This window comes from Burkholderia sp. WSM2232 (genome assembly GCF_000472545.1).
In the GTDB taxonomy this organism is placed as follows: Bacteria; Pseudomonadota; Gammaproteobacteria; order Burkholderiales; family Burkholderiaceae; genus Paraburkholderia.
The window spans coordinates 391,759-406,395 of the sequence record NZ_AWZV01000004.1; the positions used below are offsets into that span (position 1 = coordinate 391,759).

Below are 14,637 nucleotides of genomic sequence, written 5' to 3' on the forward strand. Positions count from 1 at the left end.
GCGCGATGTGGCGCGGGGCAAAGGCGGCCGCCGAAACGCGCTTGTCATGGTTGGATGTGTACGCTAGCAGCGTGACGCGAAGTCCCCGCGTTGCGACGTGTTGAGGCCGCGATGCAGTTCGCGGCCATTTTTTCAACAGATTCCGGCGAGGGCGGTGCGCGGCCCAGGCGCGCGACCCACAGCGCGCCGAGAGGAAGCCGAGGCGCGCGTCAGGTGCGGTGGCTGGCGTTGGCTGGGTGCGTGGGCGGAAAAAGCGCCGCGGTGGCGGGCGCGAGTTCATCCCAAGGCAGCGGCGGCTCGGCCTCGAACTGGTCGAGTTGCAGCAGAAGGCTGTCTACGGCGCACAGTTGCGGGTGAGTCAGGCTGCCAATGTCGAGCAGCTTGTAAAGACGTTCTCGCCAGTAGGTCGGCGACAGGATGGGGCCGGCCAGATCGCCTTGCAAGGACAGCCGCATCGCACGCGTGATATGCGTAATGTCGCCGTCGATCAAAGCGGTTTTCGAAGATGCAGACAGGGTGATGGGTGTGTGGTCCATGGCTCCTCCGTGGCTGCTATTACGGCAGGCTGGAGGGCAACTTTAGGGTTGGCGTGAAAAAATTCCGGTGGCGCGCATGCAACAGGGCTGCGTGCGTGGAGAACGTCGCGCCTTTTGTCGGAGGAAGTGCCGGGCATGGCCGTTGCTTGATGAGGGTCACTGGCGCAATGTCGCGTCGGCATTACTTCCAGACGGAGTCAACGATGAACAAGGACCAGGTAAAAGGCGTGGGCGAACAGGTAAAAGGGAAGATCAACGAAGCCGTGGGCAAGGCGACCGACAACCCCGGCAAGGAACTGAAGGGCGATCTCCAGCAGGGGGCGGGCAAGGTGCAGCAGTCCTACGGCGACGCGAAGGAAGATGCCAAGGACGAAGCGAAGCGCAACAACCCGTAATGCGGCTGCATTACCTGTCCATGAAAAGGCGCTCCGGCGCCTTTTTTCCTTTGCTGCGGGCTGCGGCCTGGGAGTAACCCGGTTTTGGCGCTCCAGATGCGCCGCGCCGGCTGCGACGCCTTTAGACTGAATGCATTCAACATGGAGGCGTGCCAATGACACCGGAGAAAGTGCTTTCGATGTTCGAACGACAGTACCTGGAGGGCAAAGCGCCGGTCGACCTCGAGGAAACCTGTGCGAATTTCGCGGCCTGGCTGGCATCGGCGTGGGAGCAGCTCGACGCCGGACACCGGACGCAACTGCTGACCGTGGGCGCCGCGTTGTGGCGCGAGGGCTATGACGTGAGCGCGGGCAGCGCGACCAAAGACCTGTGGTGAGCCAGAGCTGATGCGCGGAGCTGCCCGCCGCCGCACGCGTTAAGCCGAGTCGGTTTATATTGGGCGCTCCGCATTGTGACGAAGCCCGGCCGGGCGGCCGCCGTTCGTCCCCATAGCGTTTTTTCGCCACCGCACAGGGCTACCCCATTCCATGACAGACCTGACCGTTTTCCCGATCACGAAAAAATGGCCTGCCGCGCATCCTGAGCGCATTCAGCTTTATTCGCTGCCGACGCCTAACGGCGTGAAAGTGTCGATCATGCTCGAAGAAACCGGCTTGCCGTACGAGCCGCACCTGGTTCGCTTCGACACGAACGACCAGATGACGCCGGAATTCATGTCGTTGAACCCGAACAACAAGATTCCCGCGATCATCGACCCCAACGGTCCTGACGGCAAGCCGTTGCCGCTCTTTGAATCCGGCGCGATCCTGATCTATCTGGCGGACAAGACTGGGCAACTGATTCCCCAGGACGCCTCCGGCCGCTACGAAGCCATTCAGTGGGTGATGTTCCAGATGGGCGGCATAGGCCCGATGTTTGGCCAGCTCGGCTTCTTCCACAAGTTCGCGGGCAAGGAGTATGAGGACAAACGCCCGCGGGATCGCTACGTCGCCGAATCGAAGCGGCTGCTCGGTGTGCTGGAGCAGCGTCTGGAGGGTCGCGAGTGGATGCTTGGCGATCAGTACTCGATTGCCGATATCGCGACTTTTCCCTGGGTGCGCAATCTGGTCGGCTTCTACGAAGCGGGCGATCTCGTCGGTATCCAGGACTTCCCGAACGTGAGGCGCGCGCTCGCGGCGTTCGTCGCGCGGCCGGCAGTGGTCCGAGGGTTGGATAGTCCGAAGCGGGTGTAGAGACGAGCCCGGCGTGGCGATGCGGCATGCTGGCCGGCAACCTGGCGGAGCGGTAATGGGGCGACGCAGCGGTGCCGCCAATCTGCCGGGCGCGCTGCACGCGGCCCATGCTACGATTTTCCGCGATCATGTGCCGACCGTTTGCGCCTGCGGTCGGTCCGCCCACGCGAAGAGAAGTGAGTCTGCACGATGCCCATCAACTATTTGCGCGGCTTCACGGCGCCCGAACGCACGGACGCGACCAATCGGCGTCTCGGACGATCATTGGCATTCGTGGCGGGAGCGGCCAACGCGGGCGGCTTTCTCGCCGTCGGCCAATATACGTCGCACATGTCGGGCATCGTGTCGTCGCTCGCGGACAATGCCGTGCTCGGCGACGCGAGTATGTTCATCGCGGGACTCGGGTCGCTGCTCTCGTTCCTGATGGGTGCCGCTGCGTCGGCGATTCTGATCAACTGGGGCCGGCGCCGGCGTCTGCGCAGCGTGTATGCGACCCCACTCGCCGTCGAAGCCGCTCTGTTGCTTGGCTTTGGCCTTGTCGGGGCGAATCTCGAGCATCATCGCGTACTGTTCGTGCCGGTCACTGTCTGCATGCTGTGCTTCGTCATGGGACTGCAGAACGCAATGATCACGAAGATTTCACGCGCGGAAATTCGCACAACTCATGTGACCGGTCTGGTCACCGACGTCGGCATTGAACTCGGCAAGATGGTCTACTGGAACACGCGGCCGGTTGCGGGCGAGGGCTTGGTGCAGGCGGATCGGGAGAAGCTGATTCTGCTCGGCTCGCTGCTGCTTTCGTTCGTTGCGGGCGGCCTCGCGGGCGCGCTCGGGTTCAAGCATCTGGGCTTTGTGTCGACAGTGCCGCTTGCAATTGTTCTGCTGACGCTTGCGGCGGTGCCCCTTTTTGACGATATGCGGGGCGAGCGGGGCTAGGGGGGCTGCTGGGGATGACCGGGCTGACGGGGATCTGTGTGGTCCCTCGCGCGCCGTAGTCGATTATGGGGCCCGCAACCGTGAGCATGCCTTCCGGGCGGGTGAAGCGGGTGGTCCCCCTGGCAGGAATCGAACCTGCATCTAGCGCTTAGGAGGCACTTGTTCTATCCATTGAACTACAGGGAGATGGACAGCAATAACGGGGCGGACCAGACCCCGGACATCTCAACCGCCGCGCCGACATTTCGCGGCAGCCACTCGCGTTTCCAGCTATTCGAGCGAGGGCAAGAGTATAGCAAAAACGCTGAAGGCCGCACCGCTCCCGCTCGGTCCAGACCTCCTCAAAACCGCGTCGAATAGGCGACGCCCACCGCCTGCCCGCGCGAGCTACGGCTATACGTAATAGCCCAGTTGCCGAGCAACGCGCCGGTGAGCGCGCCGACGACATCCACGGCCAGATCCTTGTAGGAAAAACCGCTGCTGCGGCAGGTGCCGTCGATCCCTTCTTTGATCAGCCCTGGAAGCGTGCCGATCAACGTGCCGTAGATCACCGGGTGCGCTGTGTCCCGGGCTAGGTACGCGCCGAGCGCGCCAAACGGCGCCGAGACCGCGAAGTGCTTGAGCTTGTCGCTGTGAAACCAGCCGTCCGATGTCTGCATGCGATATCCGCCGCGCCCGCCGCCGCAGTCCACGTCGGCGTGTGCGGCCGTGCTTGCTGCCAGCATCAGCGCAACGCAGATGCCGTGTCTCCATGTTGTGCACATGTTGTTGTCCCCCTGGTTTATCGTTTTTTATGGAGACGCCGCAGACCGGTATCCGCGTTGATGCGTCGCCATGGGTCTACGTTTTACGCAGGAGACGTGGGTGCGAATGTGCGCCGAACGACCAACGATCGGCCATCTCTGCGGGCTGCGCCACACACGCGCAGCGGCAGCCGGCGTATGCACCCGCGCCGCGCGAGCGGGAAGGAGAGCAAACAGAAACGTGGAAGGCGCGTCTATAGACGACAACCAGGCGCGAGAGGGCTAAACCCATCCCCTCGATAATCCCGGTCCCAAAACAGAAGCGGCCCCGCAGGCATGACCTGCAGGGCCGCGTGAACCACGTAAGCGTTCTTGCGCCACGGACGCGTCTTTGCGTTGCCGGCTCGATTAAGACCGGCGGCGGATCAACAACCGTGCAACCTCAGAACTCGACTACTGCGAACTCGGCCTTGCCCACGTCGCACAGCGGGCAGCGCCAGTCCTCGGGAATCGCGGCAAAGCGGGTGCCGGGCGGGATGCCTTCCTCGGGCAAGCCTTCCTCTTCGTTGTAGATCCAGCCGCAGATCAGGCAAACCCAGCTCTTGTAGTCAGTCACATCCATTACTTCACTCACGACGCACTCTTCTCCGCACTTTTCTCTATTCAATGCAATGATCCGCGCAGTCTGCCCCTTTTTTGGGCGTCGGCGGCGACCCGCAATATTACCGGAATTTGTCAGTTGCATCGGTGATGCGGTTTGCCGGGATGACCAGCCGCCAAGGGTCGTCACACTCTGCGTGTATGCTGCGGACTCGCAGCGTGATTGCGTATTCTGTGTGGCTCGTGTTTTTAACCAGGAGAAAAACGATGTTCAAAACCAAATGGTTGACCGGCGCTGCAGTGGCTGGATTGCTGGCGGCGTCCGGTGCAGTGCAGGCGGCAGGCGTGTCCTTCGTGCAGCCGACGGACGGCGCCACCGTCAGCAATCCCGTCCACGTGGTGTTCGGCGTGGACGGCATGAAAATCGCACCCGCCGGCACGATGACGGAGGGCACGGGTCATCATCATCTGCTCGTGGACGGCAAGCCGTTGCCGAAGGGCGAGGTGATTCCCGCCAACGACAAATCGCTGCACTTCGGCAAGGGCCAGACGGAAACGGACCTCACGCTGCCGCCAGGCGACCATACGCTGACGCTGCAATTCGGCGACGGCGCGCATCGCTCCTATGGTCCCGAATTCAGCAAGACCATTGCCGTGCATGTGAAGTAAGCGCGGCGCCGGGGCCGTCGGCCGGGCGTGAACTGGCAACGCCCCGCTGCGGGTTCGCCCGGCCGCGCGGCTTGCGGCGGGCAAGCGGGGCAGGCAGCACAAGCGGCACAAGCGGCACAAGCAGGACAAGCGGCACAAGCAGGACAAGCGGCACAAGCAGGACAAGCGGCACAAGCAGGACAAGCAGGACAAGCAGCACAAGCAGCACAAGCAGCACAAGCAGCACAAGCAGCACAAGCAGCACAAGCAGCGGCATGTCTGGGCATGTCTGGCGCATATCTCGGGATATAGGAACACGTAGGAGCCCCTATCAGCATGTCCGGCATGCAGGCGCATCTACCGGCGCGCCGCGCCCGCAACGGCTCCTCGCCACGCAGGCCGGCGCCCGCCGTCGCCACGCGCTCAGTTCATCCTATATCTTCCCGCCGACAGGCAGCGTCGCGCGCGCCCGGTACAATGGGCAGTTCCAAGTCCTCGCTGTCTTCTCCAATTCTCCATGTCGCTTTACACCATTACCGGAGCCCAACTGGCGTTCGGTCACGTAGCATTGCTCGATCACGCGGACTTCTCCCTCGAAACGGGCGAGCGGGTCGGGCTGATCGGCCGGAATGGCGCGGGCAAGTCGTCGCTGCTGAAAATCGTCGCCGATCTGACAAAGCCGGACGACGGGCTCGTCACCCGCCAGCAGAATCTGACCACGGTGTACGTGCCGCAGGAGCCGGAGTTCGATCCGGACGACACCGTTTTCGACGCGGTCGCTGCGGGCCTCACGCACGCCCGCGCGCTGCTCGACGAATACGACGCGGTCGCCAACCAGCTTGCGGACGAACCCGAAGGCGCGCAGCACGACGCGCTGATGGCGCGCATGAACACGCTGCAATCGTCGCTGGATGCGGCGGATGCCTGGAACTGGAGCACGCGCGTGGCGACCACGCTGCAGCAGATCGGCCTGAATGGCGAGGCGCGCGTGGGTTCGCTGTCGGGCGGCATGCAAAAGCGCGTCGCGCTCGCGCGTGCTCTCGTGGTTCAGCCAGACGTGCTGCTGCTCGACGAGCCGACCAACCACCTGGATTTCGACGGCATCCGCTGGCTCGAAGATCTGCTCGTATCGCAACGCGCGGCGCTCTTTTTCATCACCCACGACCGCGCGTTTCTCGACCGTGTCGCGACGCGCATTGTTGAGCTGGACCGCGGGCGTCTACTGTCGTACCCGGGCAATTTTTCGGCTTATCAGACGCGCAAGGCGCAGCAACTGGAAGTGGAGCGCGTCGAAAACGAGAAGGCCGACAAGCTGCTTGCGCAGGAAGAAGTGTGGATTCGTAAAGGCGTCGAGGCGCGCCGCACGCGCAGCGTCGGCCGGATCGCGCGGCTCGTTGAAATGCGCAAGCAGCGCGCCGAACGCCGCAACGTGCAGGGCAACGTCAGGCTCGACGTAGGCCAGGGCGAGAAGTCCGGCAAGATCGTCGCCGAACTGACGGACGTGACCAAGCGCTACGGCTCGCGTACGGTCATCGACCGCTTCACCGCCACGGTCATGCGCGGCGACAAGATCGGCTTTGTCGGCCCGAACGGCGCGGGCAAGACCACGCTGCTGAAAATCATCCTCGGCGAACTGAAGCCGGACGAGGGCACGGTACGCGTCGGCACAAATCTGCAGGTCGCGTATTTCGACCAGATGCGCGCACAGCTCGACCTGGAAAAAAGTCTCGCCGACACCATCAGCCCCGGCAGCGAATGGGTGGAAGTGAATGGCCAGAGAAAGCACGTAATGAGCTATCTCGGCGACTTCCTGTTCGCGCCGGAGCGCGCGCGTTCGCCGGTCAAGTCGTTGTCGGGCGGCGAGCGCAACCGTCTCCTGCTCGCGCGCCTGTTCGCGCGTCCCGCCAACGTGCTGGTGCTCGACGAACCGACCAACGACCTCGACATTCCCACGCTCGAGCTGCTCGAGGAACTGCTCACCGACTACGACGGCACCGTGCTTCTCGTAAGCCACGACCGCGCGTTTCTCGATAACGTGGCGACTTCGGTGATCGCGTCGGAAGGCGCGGGCAAGTGGCGCGAGTACGTGGGCGGCTTCACCGACTGGCAGGTGCAAAGCGAGCGTTCGCAGCAGCTCGCGCAAGAGGCGCAGAAAGAGGCCAACAGCAACGCGGCCAAAGACGCCCAGAAAGATACACAGAAAGAGGCCGGCAAGGACACGCCGGGCAAGGACAATTCAGCGGGCCGCAACGCGCCGCGCGCGGCCCGGCTCTCCTTCAAGGAGCAGCGCGAACTCGAGGCGCTGCCGGAGAAAATTGCCGCGCTCGAGGCGGAGCAGAAATCCATTGGCGCCCAGCTCGAAGACGGTTCCGTTTTCTCGAAGGACCCGCAGGAGGGCGCGCGTCTTTCCGAACGCTACGCCGCCATCGACGAAGAACTGCTGGTCGCGCTCGAACGCTGGGACGAGCTCGAAAACCGCCGCAAATGACGCGACGGCGCTGACGTGTCGCGCCGGCGGCGCATTCGCCGGCGAGTGTAAAACGCCTTGTCCGCACGGCCAGTCGCGTGCGCTCTGAATTGCCGCCAGGTTCGAAATCAGTAAAATACCCCGCGAACCGGGCTTCCCCGGCGTTCGGATGTGCGGCGACGCTGCCCGGCCACAAGGCCGGCCGCGAGCCGCGATAGAGCGCCGGATCTGGCAGCGCGCACCAAAGCCAGCGTGGCCAGGCGCGCGGCACAAATGCGCGGCACAAATGCCAAAGGCATGCGAAAGCCGTGCGCAAGCCGAGCAGCAAAACAGCATGCCCGCACCGCGGGCACCCCACCTAACCACGTTGTTTCGTTTCGCTTTTTTTGAAAACTCAACGCATTGTCCACGGACTTATGAACAGGACCTGTGGACAACGATGAACCGACGCACCCGAGTCAACCATGTCTACGAAAAAGCCAAACGCCGCGTATAGCGAAGCGTCGATCAAGGTGTTGAAGGGTCTCGAGCCGGTCAAGCAACGGCCCGGCATGTACACCCGCACTGAGAATCCGCTGCACATCATTCAGGAAGTTATCGACAACGCGTCGGACGAAGCCCTCGGCGGCTATGGCCGGCAAATCACGGTCACGCTGCACGCGGACCATTCGGTGTCGGTCGAAGACGACGGCCGCGGCATTCCCTTCGGCCTGCATCCGGAAGAAGGGGTACCGGTCGTCGAAATCGTTTTCACGCGCCTGCACGCGGGCGGCAAGTTCGACAAAGCGGCTGGCGGCGCATACACGTTTTCCGGCGGCCTGCACGGCGTCGGCGTGTCGGTTACCAACGCGTTGTCCACGCGCCTCGACGTCACCGTGTGGCGCGACGGCAAGGTCGCCGCGCTGAGCTTTGCCAATGGCGACGTAGCGAAGCCGCTCGAAGTGCGCGCAGCCGCCAGGGGCGAAAAGAAATCGGGCACGCGGGTAACCGCATGGGCGAACCCCAAGTACTTCGACTCGCCGAACCTGCCGCTCGGCGAACTGCAACGTCTGTTGCGCTCGAAAGCGGTGCTGCTGCCGGGCGTCGAAGTTACGCTCGTCAATGAAAAGACCGGCGAACAGCAGAGCTGGAAATACGAAGACGGCCTGCGCGGCTACCTGCTCGAAGGCATGAATGGCAGCGACCTGCTGATTCCGCTTTTCGAAGGCGAGCGTTATGCCGAAAACTCGCGTGCGAACGAAGAGACGTTTGCCGAAGGCGAGGGCGCGGCATGGGTGGTCGCGTGGAGCGAGGAAGGGCCGCTCACCCGCGAGTCGTACGTCAATCTGATTCCAACGCCTGCCGGCGGCACGCATGAGTCGGGCTTGCGCGAAGGTTTGTATCAGGCGGTGAAGAGCTTCGTCGAGTTGCACAACCTGCAGCCGAAGGGCGTGAAGTTGCTCGCCGAAGACGTGTTCGCGCGTGTCTCGTTCGTGCTGTCGGCTAAGGTGCTCGACCCGCAATTCCAAGGGCAGATCAAGGAGCGGCTCAATAGCCGCGACGCGGTGAAGCTGGTGGCGTCGTTCGCGCGGCCCGCGCTCGAGTTGTGGCTCAACCAGCATGTCGAGCACGGCAAGAAACTCGCCGATCTCGTGATCAAGCAGGCGCAGGCGCGCACGCGCGCCGGACAGAAGGTCGAGAAGCGCAAGAGCTCGGGCGTGGCCGTGCTGCCGGGCAAGCTGACCGATTGCGAATCGACGGAAATCTCCCGCAACGAGTTGTTTCTCGTCGAAGGCGATTCAGCCGGCGGCTCCGCGAAAATGGGCCGCGACAAAGAGTATCAGGCCATTCTGCCGCTGCGCGGCAAGGTGCTGAACACGTGGGAAACCGAGCGCGACCGTCTCTTTGCCAATAACGAGGTACACGACATTTCGGTGGCTATCGGCGTCGATCCGCATAGTCCGGACGACAAGGTCGATCTGTCGAACCTGCGCTACGGCAAGATTTGCATTCTGTCGGACGCGGACGTGGACGGCTCGCACATCCAGGTGTTGCTGCTCACGCTGTTCTTCAAACATTTCCCGCAACTTATCGAGCGTGGCCATGTGTGCGTGGCGCGTCCGCCGCTCTTTCGCGTCGACGCTCCCGCGCGCGGCAAGAAGCCGGCGCAGAAGCTGTACGCGCTCGACGAAGGCGAGCTCGATGCGATTCTCGACAAGCTGCGCAAGGACGGCGTGCGCGACACGCAATGGTCGATCAGCCGTTTCAAGGGCCTTGGCGAAATGAGCGCCGAGCAACTGTGGGACACCACGATGAACCCGGACACGCGGCGTCTCACGCCGGTCGCGCTCGGCGAGCTCGACTACGACGCCACGGTCGCGCGCATGACCATGCTGATGGGCAAGGGCGAAGCGGCCTCGCGGCGCAGCTGGCTCGAAGAAAAGGGCAACGAGGTCGAAGCGGATATTTGAGCGGCGCAAGCGCTCCCGCGGCAAACCTCACGTCAAACACGATACGGATTCTAGATGGACGACGATAACACTCTCGACCTTTTCACCGAGCCGCCGGCGCCCGAAGGCGACTTTCTCACGCTCGGCAATTACGCGGAAGGCGCCTATCTTCAGTACGCGGTGAGCGTGGTGAAGGGGCGCGCGCTGCCTGACGTCTGCGACGGCCAGAAACCGGTGCAGCGGCGCATTCTCTATGCGATGAACGAGCTCGGCCTGAGCGACAACGCGAAGCCGGTCAAGTCGGCGCGCGTGGTGGGCGACGTCATCGGTAAGTATCATCCGCACGGCGATCAGTCGGCGTACGACGCGCTGGTGCGCCTCGCACAAGACTTTGCGATGCGCTATCCGCTGATCGACGGCCAGGGCAACTTCGGTTCGCGCGACGGCGACGGCGCGGCGGCCATGCGTTACACAGAAGCACGCCTGACGCCGATCTCGAAGCTCCTGCTCGACGAGATCGATCAGGGCACGGTCGACTTCATGCCCAATTACGACGGCGTGGAAGAGGAGCCGCGGCAACTGCCCGCGCGTCTTCCGTTCCTGCTGCTCAACGGCGCGTCGGGCATCGCCGTGGGCCTCGCCACCGAAATCCCGTCGCACAACCTGCGCGAAGTCGCGGCCGCCACGGTCGCCATGATCCGCAATCCGAAGATCGCGCACGCGGAGTTGATGCAGCACATCCCGGGGCCGGATTTCCCGGGCGGCGGCCAGATCATTTCGAGCGAGGCGGAAATCGCGGCGGCTTATGAAACCGGCCGCGGCAGTCTGAAGGTGCGCGCCCGCTGGAAGATCGAAGACCTCGCGCGCGGCCAGTGGCAACTGGTTATCACAGAATTGCCGCCGAACACGGCCGCGCAGAAGGTGCTCGAAGAGATCGAGGAACAGACCAATCCGAAAATCAAGCTCGGCAAGAAGGCGCTCACGCCGGAACAGTTGCAGGCGAAGCAGACCATGCTCGGCCTGCTCGACGCAGTGCGCGACGAGTCGGGCAAGGACGCGCCGGTTCGTCTCGTGTTCGAGCCGAAGTCGAGCCGCATCGATCAGACGGAGTTCGTCAACACGCTGCTCGCGCATACGAGCCTCGAGTCGAATGCGTCGCTGAATCTGGTGATGGTGGGCGGCGACGGCCGACCGCGTCAGAAGGGCTTGAGCGAAATTCTGCACGAGTGGATCGCGTTCCGCTTCGCGACGGTCACACGCCGCACGCGGCATCGTTTGACGAAGGTGGACGACCGCATTCACATCCTCGAAGGGCGGATGATCGTCTATCTGAACATCGACGAAGTGATCCGCATCATCCGCGAGTCCGACGAGCCGAAGGTCGCGTTGATGGCCGCGTTCGGGCTCTCGGATCGCCAGGCCGACGACATCCTCGAAATCCGCTTGCGTCAGTTGGCGCGGCTCGAGAAGATCAAGATCGAGAAGGAACTCGCGGAATTGCGCGATGAGAAGGCCAAGCTGGAGGAACTGCTCGGCAGCGAATCGGCGATGAAGCGCCTGCTCATCAAGGAAATCGAAGCCGACGCGAAGCAATACGGCGATGAGCGCCGCACGCTCATCCAGCAGGAAAAGCGCGCGACGTACGAAGCGCGCGTGATCGACGAACCGGTCACGGTCGTGGTTTCGCAAAAGGGCTGGGTACGCGCGCTGAAGGGCCACGGTCTGGACACGGCCGGCTTCACGTTCAAGGCCGGCGACGGTCTGTACGCGGCGTTCCAGTGCCGCACGCCGGATACGCTCGTCGCGTGGGGCAGCAACGGGCGCGTCTATTCGGTCGCGGTCGCGTCGTTGCCCGGCGGCCGCGGCGACGGCGTGCCGGTCACGTCGCTTATCGAACTGGAATCGGGCAGCCATCTGATGCATTACTACGCGGCTTCGGCGGATCAGGCCTTGTTGCTTGCGTCGAGCAACGGCTTCGGTTTTATCGCCAAGGTCGGCGACATGGTGAGCCGCGTGAAGGCCGGCAAGTCGTTCATGACGATCGACGCGGGCGCCGCGCCGCTTGCGCCGATGCCGCTGTTGCCGGACGCGTCGCAGGTTGCGTGTCTGTCGTCGACGGGGCGCCTGCTGGTGTTCGGCATTGACGAAATGAAGACGCTCTCGGGCGGCGGACGCGGGGTCACGCTCATGGCGCTCGACGACAAGGAAACGCTGGTGCAGGCGCTCGCCATTAATGGCGCAGGCGTGATGTTGATCGGCGCGCGTCGCGGCGGACGTCTCGACGAAGAAAGGCTGAGCGGCGCCGCGCTGGCTGCGCATGTCGGCAAGCGCGCCCGCAAGGGCCGCGCGCCCGAGAGCAAGCTCAAGCTCGAAGGTATGCGTCCCGCGCTGGCCGGCTGACGAACAGTCATGTCGAAAGCGGCCGGCGTCTGTTAGCATGCGCAGACGCCGGCCGCGCACAGCAGAAGCGGATGCGAGCATAAGCGCGGCAGTGAGTGGGCCCGTGCGCACCGCGGCAAGCACAGCCAATCAGCAGTGCAAACAGGCACGGCAGCGAGCCGGGCGAACAAGTACAGCAAGCAGCACAGCAAGAAGCGCAGTCCACCGCGCGAAAGATTCGGGGGCGGCGTGGCGGTGTCGAGACCAAGTATCTGTTGTGCGGTACTTCGTCGTGGCATCGTGCGCGCCGCAATAACAACAAGAAAAACGACGTAAGCCGTGCGCGCTTCGGAACTGCACGCAAGACGTGCGGTCGAACGCGCTCAATAGCCGCTGCTCATCGCGTTTCGCATCAGCGGCGCGGCATCGTCGGAGAGGAATACACCATGAACAAGGCTATCGAACTCGCGCTCTTCCTACATCTGCTCGCGGTCGCGGTGTGGGTGGGCGGGATGGTCTTCGCGCATTTCTGCTTGCGCCCGGCAATGGCCGATCTTTCGCCGCAATTGCGGCTGCCGTTGTGGGAATCGGTGTTCGGCCGCTTCTTCAATTGGGTGGCTGCTTCGGTGCTCGTCATTCTGCTGACGGGCGGCTTCCTGCTCATGCAATTCGGCGGCGGTCACGCCACCTGGCCGCTGCATGCAATGGCTGGCATCGGCATTGTGATGATGCTGATTTTTGGCCATATCCGCTTTGCCGTCTTTCCGCGCATTCGCCGCGCGGTGCAGGCGCAAAAGTGGCCGGACGGCGCGCAGGCCGTCGGCACCATCCGGCGCCTCGTGCTGGTCAACATCGTGCTGGGCGTGGTGACGGTCGGCTTCGCGGTGCTTTCGCGCGGCTTCTAAGAGAGCGCAAGATTGATTGCGGCGCCGCCTGTCCGCAGGTGCGTGACTGCAACGGCGCGCTCAGCTTGCACGTTATCCGTTCAGGCGCCGCGCTGTGCCAACTCCTAACCCCACGCGCCATACGCGAGCCACAATCCGCACGCCGCGGCCACGGTGCCGTACACCGCGTACACCGGCAGCTTGAGCTTGGCAAAGCACATTGCAGAGAAGAGGGCAGTGAGCAGATACACCGGTTGCAGCGGCACGCGCCCGGCAATACGCAGCACGGCCACCGCGAGAAAGGCAGTCGTGACAGCGCGCAGAATCCGCATGCCGTGCTCGAACCGCGGATTCATTTTCAACTGATGCAGATGCCGCTGCGCAAGCACGACGAGGCAGCCGGACGGCACGAACAGGGCGAGCGTGGCGAGGAGCGCGCCTGCCCATCCGTCGACGAGATAGCCGAAGAACGGCACCACATTCAGAAGCGGTCCCGGCGATATCGGCGACAACGAAAAGGCCAGCGTGAAGTCGTTGTCCGAGATGCCTACGGTCGGTGTGACGAACAAGGTTTTGAGCACCGGCAACGCGGAAAAACCGCCGCCGAACAGCGTCATGCCGGCGCCGGCAAGGCGCGGCCACAGTAGCGCGAGATCGTAGCGATGCGGCAGCGGCAGCGCGAACACCAGCACGAACACACACAGCATGGCGAGTATCTGCCAGTCGCCACGCGCGAACGACACCACGAAGCGCGTGTTGCGCTCCGGGCTCATCACCCAGCCGGCGCCGAATGCCGCGCTCAGCATTAGCACATACGCGGCGGGGCTGTGCGCGAAGAACAGCGCAAAGCAACCGAGCAGCGCTGCGGCCCACTCGAGCTTGCCGCGCACCAGCGCGCGCGTCTGCTTGTACCAGGTGATGCCAATCAGAGTCGCCAGTACCACGCTGAAATGATTGAGCAAGGTTTGCGACGCGGCGGCGCGCACGAGAGGCGTGCGGTAGAAGATCGCGAAAAGCGTCATCAGTATGAAGAACGGCAGCACGCTCGCCACGCCCGCAACCCATGCGCCGGCGCGACCGCGCAGTGTATGTCCGAGTTGCACGGCGACGTTGCAGCCCACCGGTCCCGGCACCATCCATGCGAGCGCAATCAGATCGGAGAACGCGACGCGTGAAACCCTGGCCTCGCGCTCCACATAATGATTTTCGAGCTGCGCCATCAGCGCGAGGCCGCCCCATGACAATGCCGACAGGCCGAACACGACCTTGAACAGCATCCATAGCGGTTCTCGCTCCCCTCGTCTTGCCGCATCGTGGCTTGTTATCGTCTGCATGGCGCCACGGGTGCCCGGTGTGCGGGCGCCCGTCCTGTGAATTGCTTGATGTT

At 63.6% G+C, this 14,637-nt stretch carries 13 protein-coding genes and 1 tRNA gene; 9 read left to right on the forward strand and 5 right to left on the reverse strand.

Annotated elements, in window-relative coordinates:
- Positions 1 to 209: 209 nt before the first annotated feature.
- Positions 210 to 536 (reverse strand): hypothetical protein, encoded by a 327-nt coding sequence (locus F757_RS0104000; protein WP_027210274.1) that lies wholly within the window; start codon positions 534 to 536, stop codon positions 210 to 212.
- A 203-nt stretch (positions 537 to 739) separates the two neighbouring features.
- Here F757_RS0104000 and F757_RS0104005 point away from each other — a divergent pair, with 203 nt between their 5' ends.
- The 4 genes from F757_RS0104005 (at position 740) to F757_RS0104020 (ending at position 3,100) form a co-directional block, all read left to right on the forward strand.
- Positions 740 to 931, forward strand: a complete 192-nt coding sequence (locus tag F757_RS0104005) for a CsbD family protein (RefSeq protein ID WP_013338578.1) — start codon at positions 740 to 742, stop codon at positions 929 to 931.
- Between the two features lie 155 nt (positions 932 to 1,086).
- Complete coding sequence (locus F757_RS0104010) at positions 1,087 to 1,308, forward strand: hypothetical protein (RefSeq protein ID WP_027210275.1); 222 nt, start codon at positions 1,087 to 1,089, stop codon at positions 1,306 to 1,308.
- A gap of 151 nt (positions 1,309 to 1,459) precedes the next feature.
- On the forward strand, positions 1,460 to 2,164 hold the full coding sequence (locus tag F757_RS0104015) for a glutathione S-transferase C-terminal domain-containing protein (protein ID WP_027210276.1): 705 nt from the start codon (positions 1,460 to 1,462) through the stop codon (positions 2,162 to 2,164).
- 189 nt (positions 2,165 to 2,353) lie between these two features.
- Positions 2,354 to 3,100, forward strand: a complete 747-nt coding sequence (locus tag F757_RS0104020; protein WP_027210277.1) for a YoaK family protein — start codon at positions 2,354 to 2,356, stop codon at positions 3,098 to 3,100.
- Positions 3,101 to 3,211: 111 nt separating this feature from the next.
- Here the strand turns inward: F757_RS0104020 and F757_RS0104025 are convergent.
- The 3 genes from F757_RS0104025 to F757_RS0104035 form a co-directional block, all read right to left on the reverse strand.
- Positions 3,212 to 3,286, reverse strand: a tRNA-Arg gene (locus F757_RS0104025).
- Positions 3,287 to 3,441: 155 nt separating this feature from the next.
- Positions 3,442 to 3,864, reverse strand: coding sequence for a hypothetical protein (locus F757_RS0104030; protein WP_027210278.1), 423 nt, complete (start codon positions 3,862 to 3,864; stop codon positions 3,442 to 3,444).
- A 421-nt stretch (positions 3,865 to 4,285) separates the two neighbouring features.
- Positions 4,286 to 4,465: a rubredoxin gene (locus F757_RS0104035; protein ID WP_035466178.1), complete on the reverse strand. Its 180-nt coding sequence runs from the start codon at positions 4,463 to 4,465 to the stop codon at positions 4,286 to 4,288.
- A gap of 245 nt (positions 4,466 to 4,710) precedes the next feature.
- Here F757_RS0104035 and F757_RS0104040 point away from each other — a divergent pair, with 245 nt between their 5' ends.
- From F757_RS0104040 to F757_RS0104065, 5 genes are all read left to right on the forward strand, one after another.
- Positions 4,711 to 5,112, forward strand: a complete 402-nt coding sequence (locus tag F757_RS0104040; protein ID WP_027210280.1) for a DUF4399 domain-containing protein — start codon at positions 4,711 to 4,713, stop codon at positions 5,110 to 5,112.
- 496 nt (positions 5,113 to 5,608) lie between these two features.
- Positions 5,609 to 7,579 (forward strand): ATP-binding cassette domain-containing protein, encoded by a 1,971-nt coding sequence (locus F757_RS0104050; RefSeq protein ID WP_027210281.1) that lies wholly within the window; start codon positions 5,609 to 5,611, stop codon positions 7,577 to 7,579.
- A gap of 443 nt (positions 7,580 to 8,022) precedes the next feature.
- A complete protein-coding gene (locus F757_RS0104055) occupies positions 8,023 to 10,008 on the forward strand; it encodes a DNA topoisomerase IV subunit B (protein WP_027210282.1) in 1,986 nt (661 codons plus the stop codon).
- 54 nt (positions 10,009 to 10,062) lie between these two features.
- Positions 10,063 to 12,387: a DNA topoisomerase IV subunit A gene (gene parC, locus F757_RS0104060; RefSeq protein WP_027210283.1), complete on the forward strand. Its 2,325-nt coding sequence runs from the start codon at positions 10,063 to 10,065 to the stop codon at positions 12,385 to 12,387.
- 425 nt (positions 12,388 to 12,812) lie between these two features.
- Positions 12,813 to 13,271: a CopD family protein gene (locus tag F757_RS0104065; RefSeq protein ID WP_027210284.1), complete on the forward strand. Its 459-nt coding sequence runs from the start codon at positions 12,813 to 12,815 to the stop codon at positions 13,269 to 13,271.
- 104 nt (positions 13,272 to 13,375) lie between these two features.
- Here F757_RS0104065 and F757_RS0104070 read toward each other — a convergent pair whose 3' ends face one another.
- Complete coding sequence (locus tag F757_RS0104070; protein WP_027210285.1) at positions 13,376 to 14,584, reverse strand: chromate transporter; 1,209 nt, start codon at positions 14,582 to 14,584, stop codon at positions 13,376 to 13,378.
- Positions 14,585 to 14,637: the final 53 nt, after the last annotated feature.

What these genes read in the sequence shown, in the direction of transcription:
- F757_RS0104000 (WP_027210274.1), bottom strand. Translation starts at nt 536, where the DNA reads ATGGACCACACACCCATCACCCTGTCTGCATCTTCGAAAACCGCTTTG.
- F757_RS0104015 (WP_027210276.1), top strand. Translation starts at nt 1,460, where the DNA reads ATGACAGACCTGACCGTTTTCCCGATCACGAAAAAATGGCCTGCCGCG.
- F757_RS0104005 (WP_013338578.1), top strand. Translation starts at nt 740, where the DNA reads ATGAACAAGGACCAGGTAAAAGGCGTGGGCGAACAGGTAAAAGGGAAG.
- F757_RS0104055 (WP_027210282.1), top strand. Translation starts at nt 8,023, where the DNA reads ATGTCTACGAAAAAGCCAAACGCCGCGTATAGCGAAGCGTCGATCAAG.
- F757_RS0104050 (WP_027210281.1), top strand. Translation starts at nt 5,609, where the DNA reads ATGTCGCTTTACACCATTACCGGAGCCCAACTGGCGTTCGGTCACGTA.
- F757_RS0104030 (WP_027210278.1), bottom strand. Translation starts at nt 3,864, where the DNA reads ATGTGCACAACATGGAGACACGGCATCTGCGTTGCGCTGATGCTGGCA.
- F757_RS0104070 (WP_027210285.1), bottom strand. Translation starts at nt 14,584, where the DNA reads ATGCAGACGATAACAAGCCACGATGCGGCAAGACGAGGGGAGCGAGAA.
- F757_RS0104010 (WP_027210275.1), top strand. Translation starts at nt 1,087, where the DNA reads ATGACACCGGAGAAAGTGCTTTCGATGTTCGAACGACAGTACCTGGAG.
- parC (WP_027210283.1), top strand. Translation starts at nt 10,063, where the DNA reads ATGGACGACGATAACACTCTCGACCTTTTCACCGAGCCGCCGGCGCCC.
- F757_RS0104065 (WP_027210284.1), top strand. Translation starts at nt 12,813, where the DNA reads ATGAACAAGGCTATCGAACTCGCGCTCTTCCTACATCTGCTCGCGGTC.
- F757_RS0104020 (WP_027210277.1), top strand. Translation starts at nt 2,354, where the DNA reads ATGCCCATCAACTATTTGCGCGGCTTCACGGCGCCCGAACGCACGGAC.
- F757_RS0104035 (WP_035466178.1), bottom strand. Translation starts at nt 4,465, where the DNA reads ATGGATGTGACTGACTACAAGAGCTGGGTTTGCCTGATCTGCGGCTGG.
- F757_RS0104040 (WP_027210280.1), top strand. Translation starts at nt 4,711, where the DNA reads ATGTTCAAAACCAAATGGTTGACCGGCGCTGCAGTGGCTGGATTGCTG.